We start from the raw sequence: 18,011 nt of genomic DNA on the forward strand, positions 1-18,011 counted from the left end.
CGGCTACGTCTCGTCCGGTCCGGTCGTCGCCGCGACCTCGGCGATGGCGGCGACGATGTTGGCGTACGCGCCGCAGCGGCACAGGTTGCCGCTCATGAACTCGCGGATCTCTTCGGCGGAGCCCGCATGCCCTTCCCGCAGCAGCCCTGCGGCGGACATGAGCTGGCCGGGCGTGCAATATCCACATTGGAATCCGTCGTGGTCGACGAACGCCTGCTGCAGCGGGTGCAGGCCCGTCTCGCTGCCCTGCCCGAGCCCTTCGATGGTCGTGATCTCCTTGCCGTCGTACAGCGCCGCCAGCGCCAGGCACGACTTGATCCGCCGCCCGTCGGCCAGCACCGTGCACGCCCCGCACATGCCCAGGCCGCAGCCCTTCTTCGTGCCGGTCAGCTTCAGGTGCTCGCGCAGGGCGTCGAGCAGGGTCGTCCGGCTGTCCAGTTCGGGCAGCGGATGTGCTTCACCGTTGACGTGCAGGGTCACGGAGACCGCGGGTGTCGTGGTCATCGGTGGCTCCTCACCGGCCGCCGTGCGTCGGCCTCGGAGTGCGGTGAGCTCGCCGCCGGCGCCTCGCCGGCGGAAACCAGCGGCATTGCCCGGCCAGTATCGGCGGGCGGTGGCGGTGACGCGATTCGATGTCCCGGTGCTGGTCGAAGGCGGGGCGCGCGGTTCTCGGCGCGTTTCGGGTCGGTAACCACCTCGTCGCCCCATTGCATCGGCAACTACACACGGGCTAGCTTGTACGCGATGCGAGCGAATGTACGTAGAGCGTACATGCGGAGTCTTCGCGAAAGGAGCCCAGGTGGCCGGTAGCGGAGCGAGATCGAGGCCGCGGCGCCTCGCCGCGGTGGTGGTGACCCTCGCGTTGGCCGCCACCACGGCCGGGGCGTGCACGGCCGGTGGCCGGGCGGGCGCCACGGCGGGAAACGGGCGGAACATCGTCGTCGCCTACAACAACAAGATCAATTCGCTGGATCCGATCAACGTCGAGTACCAGCAGGCCAACGTGGTGCTGCAGGGCCTCTACGACACGCTGGTCACCTACGACGCCGACCAGCGCCTGGTGGGCCGGCTCGCGTCGGGCTTCGCGCTCTCCCCCGACGCCACCTCCGTCGACATCACGCTGCGCGAGGGCGTCACGTTCCACGACGGGACCCCGCTGACCGCGGCCGACGTCGCGTACACATTGGACCGGACGGCCCGGCTGGCCCGGGGCGCGGCGACCTACCTGACCGGGTACGCGGGCACCGAGGTCCGCGACGCCGGGCACCTGACGATCCGGCTGACCAAGCCGAATTCGCTGATCCTCGGCGGGCTCAGCAAGATCTACATCCTCAACTCCGCCCTGGTGCGGCGCAACGAGGGAACCGACGACGCGCAGAGCTGGCTGTCCGCCAACGACGCGGGCAGCGGCCCGTACCGGCTCACCGCGGCGCGGCAGGGCGACACCTTCGGCATCCACCGCCACCCCGGCTACTGGGAGTTCGACCCGGCCCGGCCCGACGAGCTCTCGTTCCGGCTGATCACCGAGAGCGCCACGCAACGCGACGAACTGCGCGCGGGCAACCTCGACGTGGCCACCACCCTGACCGCGACCGACGCGGCCACACTCAACGGCACCGACGGGATCACCGTCCGCACCTCCCCGACCAGCCTGGAATCGGTGGTGGTGTTCAACATGGTCGACGGGCCGACCACGAATCCCGCGGTGCGCAGGGCGATTCAGCTGGCCTACGACTACCAGGGCGCGCTGCGGGCCTTCCGCGGCGGTGCGGGATCCGTCGCCGCGGGGCCGCTGCCCAACACGATGTCGTGCCGCCCGGACCTGCCGCCGGCGCATCGCGACCTCGCGGAGGCGCGGCGGATCCTGGACCGGGCGGGCATCGGCGAGCTGACGCTGACCATGAGCTTCCAGCCGTCGTCGACGGTGTGGAAGCAGGAGGCGACGCTGCTGCAGTCGAACCTGGCCGAGATCGGGGTGACGCTCAACCTCGAACCGATCGCCTTCGCCGACTACCTGAGCCGGCTGTCGGACCGGTCGAAGATCCCGCAGATGATGCTGCTGGAGGAGTTCGCCCAGTTCCCCGATCCGGGCGCGCTGCTGGTGCGGGGCTACCACTCCGAGTCGGTGGGCACGAACCGCTCCGGCTACGCCGATCCCGAGCTGGACGCGCTGCTGCAGCAGGCCCTGGCCAGTCCCACCGCCGAGCAGGCCTGCCCGAGCTACCTGCGGGCGCAGGAGCTGATCGACCGCCAGGCGATCACCCTGCCCATGTACACGCTGGAGAAGTCGATCGGCTTCGCGAACCGGGTGTCGGGGGTGCGCCCGGCCACGGTCGGGTCCGGGGTGTCGGTGCCGGACCTGCGGCTGTCCGCGGGAGGCGCCCGATGAGCGGATCACGACAGGCGATCTGGTTCCTGGCGCGCCGGCTGGGCACCGCGCTGCTGACGGTGCTCGGGCTGGTCACGCTGGTGTTCGCGATGATCAAGCTGATCCCGGGCGACGAGGCGCAGGTGGCGGCCGGCGACGGTGCCACCCCGGCGCAGGTCGAGCGCACCCGCGCGCAGCTCGGTCTCGACGCCCCGGCGATCGTGCAGTACTTCCGCTACCTGGGCCGGCTCGTGCACGGCGATCTCGGCACATCCACGGCGACTCGGCACCCGGTGCTCAGCGATGTGCTCGCGGTGCTGCCCGCGACGGCCGAGTTGGTGGTGCTCGCGCTGCTGCTGGCTCTGTTGGTGGCGTTGCCCGCCGCGACGTTCGCGGCGCTGCGGCACGGCGCGGCCACCGACGCGGTCAGCCGGATCCTGGTCGTCATCACCGCCGGGCTGCCGACCTTCTGGCTGGGGTTGCTGCTGCAGTGGCTGCTCGGCACCAAGCTGGAGATGCTGCCGATCTCCGGCCGGTTCTCCGCAGGCGTCGAGGTCCCGACGCGCACGGGCATGGCGATGCTCGACGCGTTGCTGGCCGGTGACCTCTACGCGTTCTACGACGCGCTCCAGCACTTCGTGCTGCCCGCCTCGGTGCTGGCCGTCCCGGTCGCCGCGCAGCTGTTCCGGTTGCTGCGCGCGGAATTGCTGACCGTGCTCGCCCGCGAGCACATCACCGTCGCCAGGGCCAAAGGGGTGCCGATGCGGCGGTTGGTGCGCGGGCACGCGGTGCCGAACGCGATGGGTCCGGTGCTGACGCTCACCGGCATCGAGGTCGGCATCCTGGTCGGCTCCGCGGTGCTGGTCGAGTCGATCTTCGGGCTGTCGGGTGTCGGCGCCTACCTGCAGAACGCGGTGGAACAGCGGGACATCTTCGCGGTGCTGGGCACGGTGACGGCGATCGGTGTGCTGGTCGTGCTCGCCAACCTCGTGACCGATGTGGTGCAGCTCGTGCGGGATCCGCGGCTGCGCTCGACCCGGATGGGCGGGTGAGGATCGTGCCGCAACTCATCAGGTCGACGCGGTCGACGAAGTGGAACACGCTCGACGCGATCGTGATCGCGCTGGTGTGCCTGGTCGTGGCCACCGCGCTGCTGGGGCCGCCGCTGGCGCCCGAGTCGGTGTTCCGCTCCAACGTGCTGGAAGCCCTGCAACCGCCCAGCGCGGCGCACTGGTTCGGCACCGACGACCAGGGCCGGGACGTGCTCTGGCGGCTGGTGGCCGGGGCGCGCGAAACGCTGCTGGCCGCGATGCTGGTGGTGGTCAGCTATTCGGCCATCGGTTGCCTGGTCGCGGTGCTGGCCACCGTCGGCGGCCGGTGGCTGGACGAGGTGCTGATGCGGGTCACCGACATCGCGCTGGCGCTGCCAGGGATGGTCGTGGCCCTCGGCTTCGCCGCCGCGATGGGGCCGAGCCTCAAGAGCGCGATCATCGCGATGGTCCTGGCCGGCTGGCCGATGACCGCGCGGCTGTTGCGCGGGGTGATGCACGAGACCATGGCGATGCCGTTCGTCGCAGGGGCCCGCGTGCTCGGGGTGTCCCGGACCCGGCTGATGCTGCGCCACGTCCTGCCGAACTCGCTGGACGCGCTGCTGGTCAAGTGGGCGGGCGACATCGGGTTCACGGTGCTGCTGCTGGCGGGGCTGTCGTTCATCGGCGTCGGCGCCCAGCCGCCCAGCGCCGAGTGGGGCGCCATGATCTCGGGCGCGAAGGGCTACATCGCCACCGCCTGGTGGGTGGCCCTGGCGCCGGGCCTGGCCATCGCCGTCACCGCGGCGTCCTTCGGGCTGCTCGGCGATCTGCTGCAAGTCCGCCGCAATCCCGCGTTGAGGAAGAAATGAGGTCCGCGATGGTCGCGACCCCGCTGCTGGACATCCGCGGGCTGACGGTCCAGGTCGACGGGCCCGCGGGGCCGGTGACGCTGGTGGATTCCTTCGATCTCGCCCTCGCCGCCGGTGACCGGGTCGCGCTGGTCGGCGAGTCCGGTTCCGGCAAGTCCGTGCTGGCCCGGTCGGTGCTCCAGCTGGATCCCGACGTCGCGTTGTCCGGCTCGATCCGCCTGGGCGGCAGCGAACTGCTGTCCAGCGGGGAGGCCGAGCTGACCCGGGTGCGGGGCGGTCGGGTCGGCATGGTGTTCCAGGATCCGATGGGAGCGCTGAATCCGCTGCAGACGATCGGCAGGCAGATCGCCGAACCGCTGCTGCTGAAGGGAGTTCCGCGGCGGACCGCGCTGAACCGGGCCCGGGAGCTGCTGGACGAGCTCGGCGTCGACCGGGCCGCGCAGCGGTTGCGGGCCTACCCGCACGAGTTCTCCGGTGGGATGCGTCAGCGCGTGGTGCTCGCGATGGCCCTGATCGGCGAGCCCGAGCTGCTGATCGCCGACGAGCCGACCACGGCGCTGGATGTGCGGGTGCAGCAGCAGGTGCTGGCGCTGCTGGACGACGTGTGCCGCCGCCGCGGGCTGGCGGTCCTGCTCATCACTCACGACCTGGGGCTGGTCGCGGGTTTCGCCGAGCGGGTCGTCGTGATGTACGCGGGCCGCAAGGCCGAGGAACGGCCGGTGCGGCCGCTCTACGCGCAACCCGCCCACCCCTACACCTCGGGTCTGCTGCGCGCGGTGCCGCGGATCGATCGGGAGACGCAGCGGTTGGCGTCGATCCCGGGTGTTCCGCCGACGCCGTCCGCCCGCCCCGCGGGCTGCGCGTTCCACCCCCGGTGCGAGGTGCGCGTGGACCGGTGCAGCACCGAGATCCCGCGGCCGCGTGCGCTGGAGCACGGCGTCGCCGCCTGCCACCTGCTCGGCGATGATGCGGAGGCCCGCCCATGACCTTGCTCGACGTACGCGCGGTGACCAAGGACTTCCGCGGCACGCGCGCCCTGCGCGCCGTCGACCTCGCCGTGGGCGAGGGCGAAACCGTCGGTCTGGTCGGCGAATCCGGGTCCGGGAAGTCCACGCTGCTGAAGTGCGTGCTGCGGCTGGAACGCCCGGACAGCGGCGAGATCCGCTACGACGGCATCGACGTGATCCGCGCGGACCGGGCGCAGCGCAAGCGGTTCCGCCGGGAAGTGCAGATGGTGTTCCAGGATCCGCACGCCAGCCTCAATCCGCGGATGACGGTCGAGCAGCTGGTCTCCGAGGGCATGCTCGTGCACGGGCTGGAGCGGTCCCGGGCCGGCCGCCGGGACCGCGTGGCCGAGCTGCTGTCGATGGTCGGGCTGGACCCCTCGGACATGGGCCGCCGCCCCGGCTCGTTCTCCGGCGGGCAGCGGCAGCGCATCGCCATCGCACGGGCGCTGGCGGTGCGACCGCGCCTGCTGGTCTGCGACGAACCGGTGTCCGCATTGGACGTTTCGGTGCAGGCGCAGGTGATCAACCTGCTCGCGGACATGCAGGCGGAGCTGGGGCTGGCGGTGCTGTTCATCGCGCACGACCTCGCCGTGGTCGGCCACCTCTGCACCCGGATCGCGGTCATCTCGCGCGGCGAGATCGTCGAGTCCGGTCCGCGCGAGCAGGTTTTCGGCGCGCCGCGCCACGAGTACACCCGCGCGCTGCTGGACGCGGTGCCCATTCCCGATCCCACGATCGCACGATGAGAGGACGCCGGATGCGAATCGGAGTAGACGGCCGGAAGATCCCCGAGAGCGCCAAGCGCGGGCCGGTCGCCAGCCTCGACCACGGCCACGAGCTCGGCATGGCGGGGCTGTTCTTCCGGACCGTGCTGGACATGAGCCCGACCCTCGACCCCGGCGAACTCGGGGCGATCCGGCAGCGCGCCGACGAGCTCGGCATGTACCTGGAGACCGGGCTCGGCAAGGTCAACCCCTATGCGCTCGCCGAAGCCCCGGAGCTGCGCGCGGTCGGCGACGGCGACGTGCTGCTGGGGTTCCGGCGCATGATGGAGGCCTGCGCGGCGATCGACTGCCGGGAGCTGTGGGTGGCGACGGCCAACTACAAGCCGGCGTTCCGCGGCCGGTGGGCCTACGACCGCTTCCGCACGGACGTGACCTGGGACGAGCAGCTCGCCGCCACCGACCGGCTCCTGCACCGGCTCGCGCCGATCGCGCGGGATCTCGGCATCCACCTGAACCTGGAGACGCACGAGGAGATCACCACGTTCGAGCTGGTGCGCCTGGTGGAATCGGTCGGCGCCGACGTCGCGGGAATCGTGTTCGACACGGCGAACGTCCTGCAACGCGTGGAACACCCGGTGTGGGCAGCGCGGCGGGTCGCGCCCTACGTCCGCCAGACGCACATCAAGGACGCCCTGATCGCGCACGAGTCCGGTGAGCTCGCGTACCAGATGCGCCCGTGCGGCTCCGGCGTGGTGGACTTCGCGGCGTTGCTGCCGATCCTCGCGGCGGCCAACCCGGCTCTGCACCTGACGATCGAGAACGACGAGTCGCTGGACGACCGGCCGCGGCCGCGCAAGCCCATCCTCATCGAGATCTACTCCCCGGAGTTCCTCGCCGGGCACCCGGACCTGACGGTCGAGGAGATGGCCGCGTACCTGGAGATGGTGCACGGCTACGAGCAGCGGATCCGCGGCGGCGAGCTGCCCACCAGGCAGGACTACGCCGAACAGCCCTACGGCTACGCCGAAACCGTGGCCTACATCCGGCGCAGCGCCGAGCACCTGCGGTCGGTGTGCGCGGCCGCGGACCTGCCGGTGACGGCGTGATGATCGCCGCGCGGGGGCGCGTGGAGATCTGCGCGCGCGACCTCCCGGGCGCCCCGGCCGATCCGGCCGAGGCGGTCGGGAAGGCCCGCGAACTGGGCTTCGGCGGTGTCCACTTCCCTTCGGTGACGGCCATTTCCGCGCGGCACGAGACGCGGGAGCTGGCGGAGTTCGCGGCGTTCGCCGCCGATCGGCAGGTCTCCGTGTCGCTCGGGGTGGGCATGATCAACGCCTACCGCCTGGACCGGGCCGCCGAGCTGCTCGCGGCGGGGTCGGGCGATCTGCTGCGCGGATTCGGCCGGACGGTGGCGTCGGCCGCCGCGCTCGGCGTGCACGAGCTGACCGCGGTCGTGGGCGTCGAGGCGGACCGCTTCGACCCCGCGATCCCGTGGCCGGAGCAGCTGCGCGCCACCGGTGATCTGCTGGCGCGGCTGGCGCCCGCGTTGCGCTACGCGGGCAGCAGGCTGCTGATCAAGACGCACGAGGAGATCACCACCTTCGAGATCGTCCGGCTCGTGGAGTCCGTCGGCCCGGACGTGCTGGGCGTCGCCTTCGACCCGGTGAACGTGGTGGTCCGGCTGGAAGATCCGGTGGCCGCCGCCCGCCGCGTCGCGCCGCACGTCCGCGCGATCCACCTCGACGATGCCTGGCTGTGCCGGACCTCGCGCGGCCTGGCGCGCCGGGTGTGCCCGCTGGGGCGGGGAATTCTCGACTGGCCGCGCCTGCTGCCGGAGGACGCCCGGCTGGTCCTGGACTTCCACCGCGCCGAGCTGGAGCTGCCGTACTTCGACCAGGCCTGGCTCGCCGCGCAGCCCGACGCGACCTGCGTCGAGCTCGCGGCGCTGGCGGCCAACGCCGCGGCGGACCGCGCGCCGGTCTCCGACCTCGGCGTTCGCCTCACGGCGGCGCTCGACGCGCTGCCCCGATGACAGACCCCGAGGAGGGTCGCATGCCCAATCCCGACAAGACGCACCGCCGCGAGGGCAGCCACTGGGTCAGCCCGGTGAACTTCGACCCCGAGGTGCAGGGCGGTTTCCGCTGGCCCGATCCGTTCGAGCTGATCGACAGCACGTTGCGCAAGGCGTTGTTCACCGCCGGGGCGACCACCACGATCGACGGTTTCCTGCGCATCGCCGAAGCGCTCGCGGACGCCGGCGTCAAGGAGGAGAGCCTCAACATCAACTGGGGCGGCGGCAGCGCCCCGATCCCCCGCGAACTCGAACTCTGCCGGGCCATCGCGGGCCGCGACTTCGGGTTCCGGCTCAACGTCTACGCGGACACGCTGCTGTCGGACGGGGTGAACCGGCAGCCGGTGACGGCCCGCGAGACGGCCCGGCTGCTGGCCGATCTCGGCGTTCGCGTGCTGGCGCCGGGCATCGTGCAGGCGCCGTCGAAGGAAGCGCAGAAGCACCAGTTGGAGGAGCTCGCCGACTTCTTCGAGCTGGCCCGCGAGCTGGGGATGGACGTCACGATCACGCTCGCGCACGTGGGCAGGCGCGACTGGGACAGCCTCGTCGAGGTGTCCAACGTCGCGATCGCGCTCGGCGCGCGGCGGATCGACCTGATGGACTCCACCAGCAGTCTCGCGCCGGAGGCCATGAAGGTGTTCATCACTCGCTACCGCGCCGCCCTGGTGCGCGACGTCCCGGTGACGATGCACGTGCACGACGACTTCGGGCTGGCCACGGCCGGGGCGATCGCCGCCGCCACCGCCGGGGCGTCCCCGGACGTCTCGGTCGCCGGGGTCTCCTACCGCGCCGGGTTCGCGCCGCTGGAAGAGGTGGTCACCAGCCTCGAATTCCTCTACGGCGTCGACACCGGCATCCGGCTGGACCGGCTCACGCCGCTGGCCGACCTCGTGGCCGCCGAGATGGGGCTGCCGATCCCGCCGCTGAAGCCGCTGGTCGGCGAGTACGCGTTCCTCCGGCACATGCCCGGTGACGTGCTGTCCTGCCTGCGTCAGGGAACCGATGCGTTCCCCCCGGTCTCCGCCTGCGTCGACCCGTCGGTCATCGGTTCCCGGATGCGCTGGGTCTGGGACAGCCTCAGCAACGACGCGATGGCCCGCGAGCTGGGCAGGTCGCTGGGCGAGGAGCTCACCGGCGAGGAAGTCCGGGCGGTGCGCGCCGCGTTGGACTCGGCGGTGGAGCGGATCACCAGCTACCCGCGCTGGCTCACCTCGGACGAAGCCACCCGGCTGTGCCGGGAGACGCTCTCCGGCGTGCGATCGGCGAACGAGCGGTGAGCGGCATCGCGATCCTCAACGCGTTGCCCGCAGATGCGGCCCGTGATGCACTGCGTGCGTGCTGCCCGTCGGCGCGCTGGTCGCGGGACTTGGCCGTCCGGCGCCCTTTTCCGTCCGCATCGGCGCTGATCGCGGCGGGCACGAGCCTGCTCGACGGCATGCCCGATGCCGAGCTGGTGGAGGTGATCTCCCGGCACGATCCGATCGGCGTCGACCCCGGCGAGGACCGGGTGACCGGCCGCTGGTCGCGCCGGGAGCAGTCGGGGGTGCTCGGTGGGGACGCCGCGGTCCGCGCGGAGTTCGCCGAGCTGAACCGGCGGTACCGGGAGCGGTTTGGCTATGTCTACCTGGTCTGCGCGGCCGGGCTGTCCGCCGCCGGGATCCGGGACGACCTCGTCCGCCGGCTGCGCCAGGACGAGGCGGCCGAACTGCGGACGGCTCGCGCGGAGCTGCGCAAGATCGTCGAGCTGCGGCTCGGCCGAATCCTCGAAGCGGTACGCTGAGCGTGCAGATTGCACACGATGCGCCCGCGCCGGAGGTTGTGGTGGACGAGCAGGACCAGGCGGCACCGTACTTCGTCACCGCCGTGGAACGGGGAATGGCCGTCCTGCAGGCCTTCACCGCCGCTCGTCCCGAGCTGAACTTCACCGAGGCCGGCGAGCTGACGGGGCTGAGCCGCGCCACGACCCGGCGGCTGATGCTGACCCTGCGCGACCTCGGCTTCCTCACCTCCGAGGACGCCCGCACGTTCCGGCTGGCCCCCAAGGTGCTGCAACTCGGCTACAGCTACCTCTCCAGCATGCCGCTGCGCGACATCGCCCGGCCGCACCTGGAAACGCTGTCCGGCCGGCTCGGCGAGACCGCCGGGCTCGCGGTGCTCGACGGCGCGGAGATCCTCTACGTCGCGATAGCGATGTGCCCGCGGCTGACCGCGGTCCGGATCAACCTCGGCACCCGATTCCCCGCGCCCGCGACCGCCGCCGGCCGGGTCCTGCTCGCCAACCTGCCGCCCGCCGCGCTGGACAAGGCCCTCGCCGAAACGACGCTGGACCGGGCCGCGGGCACCACGTCCGAGCGGGTGTTCCGCGATCGCCTGGCCGAGATCCGCGGCCAGGGCTGGGCGCTGGCCGACAGCGAGCTCGACGACGAACTCCGCGGCGCGGCGGCCCCGGTCGCCGATCAGGACGGCCGCGTCACGGCGGCGGTGAGCGTCTCGCTGCACAGCGGCCGCCAGACCGCGGCGGCCATGCAGCACGACGTGATCCCGCAGGTGACGAACACGGCGGACCTGATCCACGCCGACCTGACCGGAACCCCCCGAACCAGGCCCTGAGCCGCGCAGCCGGGCCGCGCTACCGCGGGTCCAGCTCGGCGATGGTCCGGTCGAGCCAGTCGCGGTCCGCCCGGCTGGTCGCGCCGGCGAGGGTGAGCATTCCCCGGCGGAAGCGGTCGGGCATGTCGGCGGCGCGCAGCGGCCGGCCCTGGTCGTAGAAGTAGCTGGCCGGCTGGTCCATGAAGGCCAGCCGGCGGCGCAGCACCTGGGCCTGGTCGGCCGGGTCCGGCAGGAAGCGCAGGAACGCCAGCAGGATCAGGAACGAGTTGCGGTCGGTGATTTCGACCTCGGCCGGTTCGCGCAGTCGGCGCAGCAGTTCCGCGCGGCCGCTGTCGGTGAGGGTGAGGACGTTGCGCGGGGTGGCGCCGGTGCCGCGCTCGGCGTGCTTGGTGAGGTGCCCGGCGGCCTGCAGGCGGTTGAGCGCCGGGTACAGCGCGCCGTCGCTGAGCGGCCGGATGTGCCCGCTGAGCCCGGAGATGCGCTGTCGCAGGTCGTAGGCGTGCAGGGGTTCCTCGTAGAGGAAACCGAGGATGCACAACGTCAGCACGCAGGCCTGAACTGGTGGCGACGGCGGTCGTGGTGGATGTCGGGGCCGAGGTCTCCGTTCCCGAGGACACCGCGATCGCCCGCCTGCCGAGGCACTTCGCCAGCCTGCAGGCGCTGCGCGAGGGAATTCGGCGTGCCGTCGCGCCGTTCGGCGCGGTCGAGCACTTCGACGAAAGCGCCGTCGAGGACGAGCAGGGCTGGCGCTTCCTGTGGGACGCGGCGGACATGGCGGAGGTCAAGCGCGGCGTGTGCGGCGCGTGGTGGGACGACTGGGCCGGCGGCGAGCAGCCCCTGTTGCTGATCCGAGGCGAGGACAGTCCGCTGATCCCGCCCGCGCACGGCGCGGACATGCTCCGGCGGCGGGCCAACACCGAGCTGGTCACCATCGAGGGCGCGGGCCACGACCTGCACCTCACCCATCCCGACAGGTTCGCGGCGGTGGTGCGGCGGTTCCTCGACGAACTCACCGGCTGATCGTCGCCTCGTTCCACTCCTCCCGCCTGCCCCCCGCTCCCGGCTCGCCGGGCATCAAGAGCGCGTAAATAGCCGCCCCCTCCTGCTTGTCACCTCCGTGCGGCAGGCGTAGCTTGTGCACTCATGACCGGATGAGTAAATCCGGTCAAATATGTGTAGAACATCGTGGAGGCTTGGGTGGCGGATGGTGCTCGGGATCGTTCCCTCGAACGCCGGCAGCGCGGGCAGCGGATTCTGGATGCCGCTGCCGAGTTGATCCTGCGCTGGGGTTACGACAAGACCACTTTGGACGATGTCGCCCGGGTGGCGGGGGTCTCGAAGGGGACGATCCACCTGCACTGGAAGAACCGGGAGCGGCTGTTCCTGGTCCTGCTGCGGCGGGAACGGGTCGGGCTGCTGACCGAGGTCCGGCGGCGGGTGGTCGAGTCCTCGCAGCAGCCGTCGCTGCACGACCTGCTGCTGCACACGGCGCTGGTCTACCAGCGGCATCCCCTGCTCATGGCCGTGCTGACGCGGGACATGGACGTGATCGGCAAGCTGGCCCGCACCGAGAAGGCGGCCCAGGCCGGGGACGCGTTGCGCAGCGATTTCGTGCGGTACCTGGAGGTGCTGCACGAGCGGGGCCTGATCCGCACAGACCTGGGGCTGGCCGAGCTGGTGCAGCTGGTCAGCTCGGTGTTCCTCGGGTTCTTCCTGGCACCGCCGCTGGTTCCGGCCGAGTTCGCGGTCTCCGACGAGACGCGTGCGCAGTTGCTCGCCGAGACGGCGTGCCGGGCGCTGGCGGCCGGGCGGGAGTCCACTTCGGAGGACGCCCGGGATCTCGCGGCGGCCACGGTGTCGTACCTGGACGAGTCCTTGAGCAATGCGGAAGCGAAGTACCGGGCCCTGTTGGGTGCTGGGGAATGAGGGGTGTTCCGGTGTCTGTTGTAGTGCCGTTGGATGCCGCCGACGCGGATTTGGCGCTGGTCGGTGGCAAGGGTGCGTCGCTGGCGCGGCTGGCGGGCGCGGGGTTGCCGGTGCCGCCGGGGTTCGACGTCACGACGGTGGCGTACCGGGATTTCGCGGCCACCGCGGGTTTGCAGGAGCGGATCCTGGCGGCGGTGGCGGAGGTCGATCCGGACCGGCCCGAAACCGCGCAGGCGGCGTCGGAGAAGATCCAGCAGTGGTTCGCCGAGTCGCCGGTGCCCGCGGAGATCGCGGAGGCGGTCGGGGCGGCGTATGCCGGGATGGGCGAGGACGTTCCGGTGGCGGTGCGGTCGTCGGCGACCGCCGAGGACCTGCCGGAGATGTCGTTCGCGGGTCAGCAGGACACGTACCTCAACATCCGCGGCGAGGCTGCGGTGCTGGATGCCGTGCGGCGCTGCTGGGCGTCGTTGTGGACCGCGCGGGCCATCGACTACCGGCTGCGCAACGGGGTGGCCGCCGACGAGGTGGCGCTGGCGGTCGTGGTGCAGGAGCTGGTGCCCGCGGAGGCCGCCGGGGTGTTGTTCACCCGGGACCCGGTGACCGGCGCCGGCGAGGACGTCCTGGTGAACGCCGCATGGGGGCTGGGCGAGTCGATCGTGGGCGGCCAGGTCACGCCGGACACCTACGTGGTGGCGCGCGACGGCCGGGTGCGCGAGCAGGTCGTCGGCGACAAGGCGGTGATGACGGTGCGCACCGCCGAGGGCACCAGGGAAGAACCGGTGCCGGAGGGGCGCCGGGACGTCCCGGTCCTCTCCCCCGCCGAGGCCGGTGAGCTGGCGGCGCTGGCGGTGCGGATCGAGGAGCTGTACGGGCGGCCGATGGACGTGGAGTGGGCCGCCCGGGACGGCCGGTTCTGGGTGGTGCAGGCGCGGCCGATCACGGGGCTGCGAGACCGCCCGGTGGAGACGTGGAACGACAGCCTCGGCGGGGATTACCTGTGGACGTGCGCGAATCTCGGTGAGGCGATCCCGAGCGTGATGACGCCGTGCACGTGGTCGCTGGTGGAGATCTTCATGTCGGAGACGATGGCGCTGTCGCGGGTCGGGCCGCACCGGCTGTCGGGCAACATCGGCGGCCGCTTCTACCTGAACCTGAGCTTGACGTTCGCCGTGGGCAACGCGCTCGGGCTGGGTTCGCTGGTGCGCTCCGCCAGCGAGCAGGCATTCGGGCGCATCCCCGCGGATGTGGCGGTTCCGGCGCTGCCGATGTCGCGGTGGCGGGTGGTGCGGTCGGCGCTGGCGAGCGCGTTGCCGTTCCTGCGCCGCGTCGCGGCGTACCAGCGGCGGCTGCCGGAACTGCTGGCGTCCTCGCCGGATCGGTGCGCACGGTTGCACGAACGGATCGCCGCGGCCGGTGACGCCGGGGAGTTGCGGGCGTTGTGGCGTTCGGACGTGGAGCCGTTGCTGCGGGATTCCAGCCGGATGCTGGCGGCCGGGGCGCGGTTGGACGGCGCGGGTCTGGTGCGGATTCGGCCGCGGCTGCTGAAGCTGGTCGGCGAGGAGGACGCGAACGCGTTGCTGACCGGGCTCAGCGCCGGCGGCGATGCGCTGGCGAGCCTGGGGCCGGTGATGGGGCTGGGCGAGCTGGCGCGCGGGGAGATCGACCGGGACACGTTCGCGCGGTCGTGGGGGCACCGGTGCCCGGACGAGTTCGAGGTGTCCGCGCCCCGGCCCGCCGAGGATCCGGAGTGGATCGACCGGCAGCTGGCGGGGTTGCGGTCGGCGGCGGATCCGGCGGAGTTGCTGGCGCGGCAGCAACGCGCGCGGGATGCGGCGTGGGCGCGGCTGCGGTCGCGCCACCCGGGCAAGGAGAGGCGGTTGCGGCGCCGGATCGCCGGGGCCGCGCGGGCCGCTCGGGGCCGGGAGGCGGCGCGTTCGGAGTTGATCCGGGCGTTCTGGGTGCTGCGGGCCTTCGTGTTGCGCGCCGGCGAGCTGACCGGGTGCGGCGAGGACCTGTTCTTCTTGCGGATCGAGGAGGTCCTGGCGGTGCTGGGTGGTTCGCGGGAGCCGTTGGGGGCGGTTGCGGACCGGCGGCAGACCTACCGGGCGTATGCGGCGTTGGGGCCGTACCCGACGTTGGTCCGGGGGCATTTCGACCCGGTGCGGTGGTCGACCCTGCCGGATCGGCGGATGGACGTGTTCGACGAGTCGGTGGCGTTGGCGCCGGTGTCGCACTCGGTGCGCGGTTTCGCCGGCGCGGCCGGTGTCGTCGAGGGCGCGGCGCGCGTGCTGACCTCGGTCGACGAGGGCGATTCGTTGCGGCCGGGCGAGGTCCTGGTGACGACGGTGACGAACGTGGGGTGGACACCGTTGTTCCCGCGGGCCGCGGCGGTGGTGACGGACGTGGGTGCGCCGCTGTCGCATGCCGCGATCGTGGCCCGGGAGCTGGGGATTCCGGCCGTGGTGGGCTGCGGCAACGCCACGACGCGGCTGCGCAGCGGTGATCGAGTGCGGGTGGACGGCGCCGCGGGAACCGTCGAGGTCCTGACCGCCGATTCGGGGGTTGAGGAACATCGGGACGAAAACCGGCGCTAAGCCCTGGGGTTCCTGACCTGCTCGTTGACGGCCTTGATCAGGATGTGGGAGAACAACATCCTCGCCGAGTCCCACATCCGTTACGGCGGGTACGGCGGGATCGCCTATCGGCACATCTCCGACACCTACATCGCGCTCTTCAGCCACTTCATTCCCTGCGGGGTGTGGGAGGCCGTGTACATCATCGAAGGGTTGCTGCGCAACGATTCCGACGTCCAGCCCGACACCATCCACGCAGACACCCAGGGCCAGTCGCTCCCGGTGTTCGCGGCGCTACTCGGCTTTGACCTGCTCCCGCGCATCCGCAACTGGGCCGACCTGAACTTCTACCGACCCAGCGCGGACACAGGCTTCGAGCACATCGACTCGCTGTTCGGCGACAACGTGATCGACTGGGGCCTGATCGAGACGCACTGGACGGACCTGCTGCGCACCGCGATCTCGATCAGCAAGGGCCGCCTGTCGTCGGTGACGCTGCTGCGCCGACTGGGCAACAACTCCCGCAAGAACCGGCTCTACCGGGCATTCCGGGAGCTGGGGCGAGTGATCCGCACGATCATGCTGCTGCGGTTCCTCGCCGACGCGCAGTTGCGCGAGCAGATCACCGCGATCACCAACAAGGCCGAGGCGTTCCACGGGTTCTCCGCCTGGCTGCGCTTCGGCGGGGAGGCGATCGGGCGCAACGACCCGGACTACCAGGAGAAGATCATCAAGTTCAAAGAGCTGCTCGCCAACTGCGTGATCTACTCCAACGCCTGCGACATCACCGCCGTCGCGAACGCGCTGGCCCGTGACGGGCATCCGATCGACGCCGACGATCTGGCCACGATCTCCCCGTACATCACCCACACCATCCGCCGGTTCGGCGACTGGGTGCTGGACCTGTCCCCGCCGGACACCCTGCCGGTCACCACGCTGGACCTGGTGCCGGGCGCACTGTTCCCCGGCGACATCACGCCTACGGCGGAGCCGCTCGCCAGCCCCGCGCGGCGGGTCTCGCGTGGCCATCGGCCGATCCAGCGGGCTGGATCGGCCGCAGCCAAGCTCGAAGCCAGTCGGTGACGCACGTTGAGCTGTTGACGACCAACGTCAGCTAGACGCCGCAGAAAAGCGGTCCGCAAGCCAACACTCGATGTCGCACAGCGCGGCTTTGGCCATGCCTGTCGAACGGGAGGCGAAGCCGTGCCGTGCTTCCGGGTAGATCCGGAGGTCGACTTCGCCGCCGGCTGCTGACACTCGGGCCGCCATGGCCATGTTGTCCTCCAGCAGGACGTCCACACTGCCGGCGACCATCACAAGCGGAGGCAGGCCGCGCAGGTCGCCATAGACCGGGGAGATGTCCGGAGCGGTGCGGTCGGTCACATGACCGGCATAGGCCTGGATGAAGTACTCTTCAGCGATCAACCGACCTGCCGGGGTCAGACCACTCATGTCGTACGTGCCGAACTGCAGCGCGGCACCGGCGAACGAGTCGACGACACCGCGATCGCGAAGGCGCAGCAGTGTCGTCATGGCACGCGTGGCTCCCGCCGAAAAGCCGCCGATCGCCAGCCGTGTCGTGCCGAAGCGAGCCTCGGCGTGCTCCAGGAGCCACAGTGCCGCTGTTTCGCAGTCGTCGGGCGCGGCCGGCCAGGGATGTACAGGAGCGAGTCGGTAGTCCACGCTCACGACGACGATTCCGAGAGCATCCGCGAGCTGCTGGTTGCGCGCGTCCCCTCGATCGCTACCAGGCGGTACCGAGTGGTGGCGGGGCTTCTCAATTCCACGAAGCGCGGATGGCGACGGTGGTGACGCCCGGTCCGAAGCCGACAAGCAGCCCAGTTGCCGCTGGGTGCGCGCTCGCTTGGTGCCAAGTTCGGGCGAGGACGTCCAGGACGGCGACACTGGCGGTATTGCCGAGTTCGCGAAGACTGGCACGGGAAAAGGCGAACAGTTCTTCGGAACAGCCGAGTCCGTCCCTGAGCGCGTCCATGATCTTGGGGCCGCCGGTGTGGGAGATGAGGAACTGCGGGGCCCATTGCGGGTCGGGGCTGTTCGTTCGGAGCCACGCCGCCAGATGCGGCACGGTTTTGATTATGCAGTCAGTGACGGATGGCAGGGTGTCGAAGTGAAAGCCCGCCTCGTCGACGCGGTAGACCATGTCGTCGAGGGAAGCCGGTAGAAGGTACTCCCAGGCGGCACCTAGGCGTAGGCCGCTGCGGGTGTCGTCGGCCGAGACCACAGTGGCCGCGCACGCATCCCCGAACAAAGCGCCGGAGACGAGGCTGGAAATGGTGAGGTCGTCCGCTTGGTAGGACAAGGAAGGGAGTTCCACCGCAACAACCAGGACGTGGGTTGCGTCGGGGTGAGCCGCGAGGTCCTGAGCGGCCCGGGCGAGCGCGTAGGCACCGCCAGCACAGCCCATCTGGGCGATGGGCATGCGGCGTACGGTGGGGCGCAGTCCGAGTGTGTTGACCAGATGTGCGTCCACGCCAGGTAGGGCGTGACCGGTGCAGTTGGCAACCACCAGCGCATCAATGTCGTTCGCGGTGCAGTTGGCTGCGTCCAGGGCGTCGAGGGCGGTGTTGGTGGCCAGTCCGACGGCGTGTTCGAGGTGAAGACGATTCCGTTTGCTCAGGCCCGTGTGCGCGACGATCTGGTCCAGCGGGATGACGGCGCGCCGGGACCGCACGGTGGTGTTTTCCAGCACTCGTCGGATGGCGGCGATCTTCGGGTTGCCCCGCAGGCGGCGTGTCAAATGGGCCAGGACTTCACTTTGGTCCAGCACGTGGGGCGGTAGCCCCACGACGGGGCGGGAGACGATGGGCACT

18 protein-coding genes are annotated in these 18,011 nt (G+C 71.2%); 14 read left to right on the forward strand and 4 right to left on the reverse strand.

The annotated features are described in order from the left end of the window. Positions 1-3 precede the first annotated feature (3 nt). Complete coding sequence (locus AB0H93_RS32900; RefSeq protein ID WP_358578051.1) at positions 4-504, reverse strand: (2Fe-2S)-binding protein; 501 nt, start codon at positions 502-504, stop codon at positions 4-6. Between the two features lie 295 nt (positions 505-799). Here AB0H93_RS32900 and AB0H93_RS32905 point away from each other — a divergent pair, with 295 nt between their 5' ends. From AB0H93_RS32905 to AB0H93_RS32950, 10 genes are read left to right on the forward strand one after another with little or no spacing between them, the layout of a single operon-like run. Then, entirely contained in the window at positions 800-2,389 is a 1,590-nt protein-coding gene (locus tag AB0H93_RS32905; protein ID WP_358578054.1) for an ABC transporter substrate-binding protein, read from the forward strand. Then, complete coding sequence (locus AB0H93_RS32910; protein WP_358578057.1) at positions 2,386-3,420, forward strand: ABC transporter permease; 1,035 nt, start codon at positions 2,386-2,388, stop codon at positions 3,418-3,420. The genes AB0H93_RS32905 and AB0H93_RS32910 overlap by 4 nt, the downstream gene beginning before the upstream one ends. Before the next feature lie 5 nt (positions 3,421-3,425). Continuing rightward, positions 3,426-4,268, forward strand: coding sequence for an ABC transporter permease (locus AB0H93_RS32915; RefSeq protein WP_358578060.1), 843 nt, complete (start codon positions 3,426-3,428; stop codon positions 4,266-4,268). Between the two features lie 8 nt (positions 4,269-4,276). Beyond that, positions 4,277-5,254, forward strand: coding sequence for an ABC transporter ATP-binding protein (locus tag AB0H93_RS32920; protein ID WP_358578062.1), 978 nt, complete (start codon positions 4,277-4,279; stop codon positions 5,252-5,254). Beyond that, positions 5,251-6,021 carry an ATP-binding cassette domain-containing protein gene (locus AB0H93_RS32925; protein WP_358578065.1) on the forward strand — a complete coding sequence of 257 codons (771 nt, stop codon included), beginning with the start codon at positions 5,251-5,253 and terminating at the stop codon, positions 6,019-6,021. Before AB0H93_RS32920 ends, AB0H93_RS32925 begins: the two co-directional genes overlap by 4 nt. Positions 6,022-6,032: 11 nt before the next feature. Continuing rightward, positions 6,033-7,106 carry a sugar phosphate isomerase/epimerase family protein gene (locus AB0H93_RS32930; RefSeq protein ID WP_358578067.1) on the forward strand — a complete coding sequence of 358 codons (1,074 nt, stop codon included), beginning with the start codon at positions 6,033-6,035 and terminating at the stop codon, positions 7,104-7,106. Next, the gene (locus AB0H93_RS32935) at positions 7,106-8,032 is read left to right on the forward strand and encodes a TIM barrel protein (protein WP_358578070.1); all 927 of its coding nucleotides are present in this window, start codon (positions 7,106-7,108) and stop codon (positions 8,030-8,032) included. Before AB0H93_RS32930 ends, AB0H93_RS32935 begins: the two co-directional genes overlap by 1 nt. Before the next feature lie 20 nt (positions 8,033-8,052). Beyond that, complete coding sequence (locus tag AB0H93_RS32940; protein WP_358578072.1) at positions 8,053-9,348, forward strand: hypothetical protein; 1,296 nt, start codon at positions 8,053-8,055, stop codon at positions 9,346-9,348. After that, positions 9,345-9,851: a 2-oxo-4-hydroxy-4-carboxy-5-ureidoimidazoline decarboxylase gene (uraD, locus tag AB0H93_RS32945; RefSeq protein ID WP_358578075.1), complete on the forward strand. Its 507-nt coding sequence runs from the start codon at positions 9,345-9,347 to the stop codon at positions 9,849-9,851. The genes AB0H93_RS32940 and uraD overlap by 4 nt, the downstream gene beginning before the upstream one ends. 2 nt (positions 9,852-9,853) lie before the next feature. Then, positions 9,854-10,681 (forward strand): IclR family transcriptional regulator C-terminal domain-containing protein, encoded by an 828-nt coding sequence (locus AB0H93_RS32950; protein ID WP_358578078.1) that lies wholly within the window; start codon positions 9,854-9,856, stop codon positions 10,679-10,681. Between the two features lie 19 nt (positions 10,682-10,700). On the opposite strand, the gene AB0H93_RS32955 is transcribed toward AB0H93_RS32950, so the two are convergent. Then, positions 10,701-11,228 carry a PadR family transcriptional regulator gene (locus AB0H93_RS32955; protein ID WP_358578080.1) on the reverse strand — a complete coding sequence of 176 codons (528 nt, stop codon included), beginning with the start codon at positions 11,226-11,228 and terminating at the stop codon, positions 10,701-10,703. Positions 11,229-11,242: 14 nt separating this feature from the next. Between AB0H93_RS32955 and AB0H93_RS32960 the strand changes: the two genes are divergently transcribed. The 4 genes from AB0H93_RS32960 to AB0H93_RS32975 all read left to right on the forward strand — a co-directional run bounded on the left by AB0H93_RS32960 (position 11,243) and on the right by AB0H93_RS32975 (position 16,263). Continuing rightward, a complete protein-coding gene (locus AB0H93_RS32960) occupies positions 11,243-11,701 on the forward strand; it encodes an alpha/beta hydrolase (RefSeq protein ID WP_358578082.1) in 459 nt (152 codons plus the stop codon). Positions 11,702-11,878: 177 nt separating this feature from the next. Then, positions 11,879-12,607 (forward strand): TetR/AcrR family transcriptional regulator, encoded by a 729-nt coding sequence (locus AB0H93_RS32965; RefSeq protein ID WP_358578084.1) that lies wholly within the window; start codon positions 11,879-11,881, stop codon positions 12,605-12,607. Positions 12,608-12,618: 11 nt separating this feature from the next. Beyond that, positions 12,619-15,201 carry a PEP/pyruvate-binding domain-containing protein gene (locus AB0H93_RS32970; RefSeq protein ID WP_358578086.1) on the forward strand — a complete coding sequence of 861 codons (2,583 nt, stop codon included), beginning with the start codon at positions 12,619-12,621 and terminating at the stop codon, positions 15,199-15,201. A gap of 42 nt (positions 15,202-15,243) precedes the next feature. Beyond that, positions 15,244-16,263: a Tn3 family transposase gene (locus AB0H93_RS32975; RefSeq protein WP_358578123.1), complete on the forward strand. Its 1,020-nt coding sequence runs from the start codon at positions 15,244-15,246 to the stop codon at positions 16,261-16,263. A 27-nt stretch (positions 16,264-16,290) separates the two neighbouring features. On the opposite strand, the gene AB0H93_RS32980 is transcribed toward AB0H93_RS32975, so the two are convergent. Continuing rightward, positions 16,291-17,013: an alpha/beta hydrolase fold domain-containing protein gene (locus AB0H93_RS32980; RefSeq protein ID WP_358578089.1), complete on the reverse strand. Its 723-nt coding sequence runs from the start codon at positions 17,011-17,013 to the stop codon at positions 16,291-16,293. Beyond that, on the reverse strand, positions 16,958-18,010 hold the full coding sequence (locus tag AB0H93_RS32985) for a type III polyketide synthase (protein WP_358578092.1): 1,053 nt from the start codon (positions 18,008-18,010) through the stop codon (positions 16,958-16,960). The genes AB0H93_RS32980 and AB0H93_RS32985 overlap by 56 nt, the downstream gene beginning before the upstream one ends. Position 18,011: the final 1 nt, after the last annotated feature.

The organism is Saccharopolyspora sp. NPDC050642 (genome assembly GCF_040654735.1).
Taxonomy (GTDB): domain Bacteria; phylum Actinomycetota; class Actinomycetes; order Mycobacteriales; family Pseudonocardiaceae; genus Saccharopolyspora; species Saccharopolyspora elongata.

Excerpts from the sequence above, each read along its gene's own strand:
- AB0H93_RS32900 (WP_358578051.1), bottom strand. The coding sequence starts at position 504 with ATGACCACGACACCCGCGGTCTCCGTGACCCTGCACGTCAACGGTGAA.
- AB0H93_RS32910 (WP_358578057.1), top strand. The coding sequence starts at position 2,386 with ATGAGCGGATCACGACAGGCGATCTGGTTCCTGGCGCGCCGGCTGGGC.
- AB0H93_RS32920 (WP_358578062.1), top strand. The coding sequence starts at position 4,277 with ATGGTCGCGACCCCGCTGCTGGACATCCGCGGGCTGACGGTCCAGGTC.
- AB0H93_RS32925 (WP_358578065.1), top strand. The coding sequence starts at position 5,251 with ATGACCTTGCTCGACGTACGCGCGGTGACCAAGGACTTCCGCGGCACG.
- AB0H93_RS32930 (WP_358578067.1), top strand. The coding sequence starts at position 6,033 with ATGCGAATCGGAGTAGACGGCCGGAAGATCCCCGAGAGCGCCAAGCGC.
- AB0H93_RS32935 (WP_358578070.1), top strand. The coding sequence starts at position 7,106 with ATGATCGCCGCGCGGGGGCGCGTGGAGATCTGCGCGCGCGACCTCCCG.
- AB0H93_RS32940 (WP_358578072.1), top strand. The coding sequence starts at position 8,053 with ATGCCCAATCCCGACAAGACGCACCGCCGCGAGGGCAGCCACTGGGTC.
- AB0H93_RS32975 (WP_358578123.1), top strand. The coding sequence starts at position 15,244 with ATGTGGGAGAACAACATCCTCGCCGAGTCCCACATCCGTTACGGCGGG.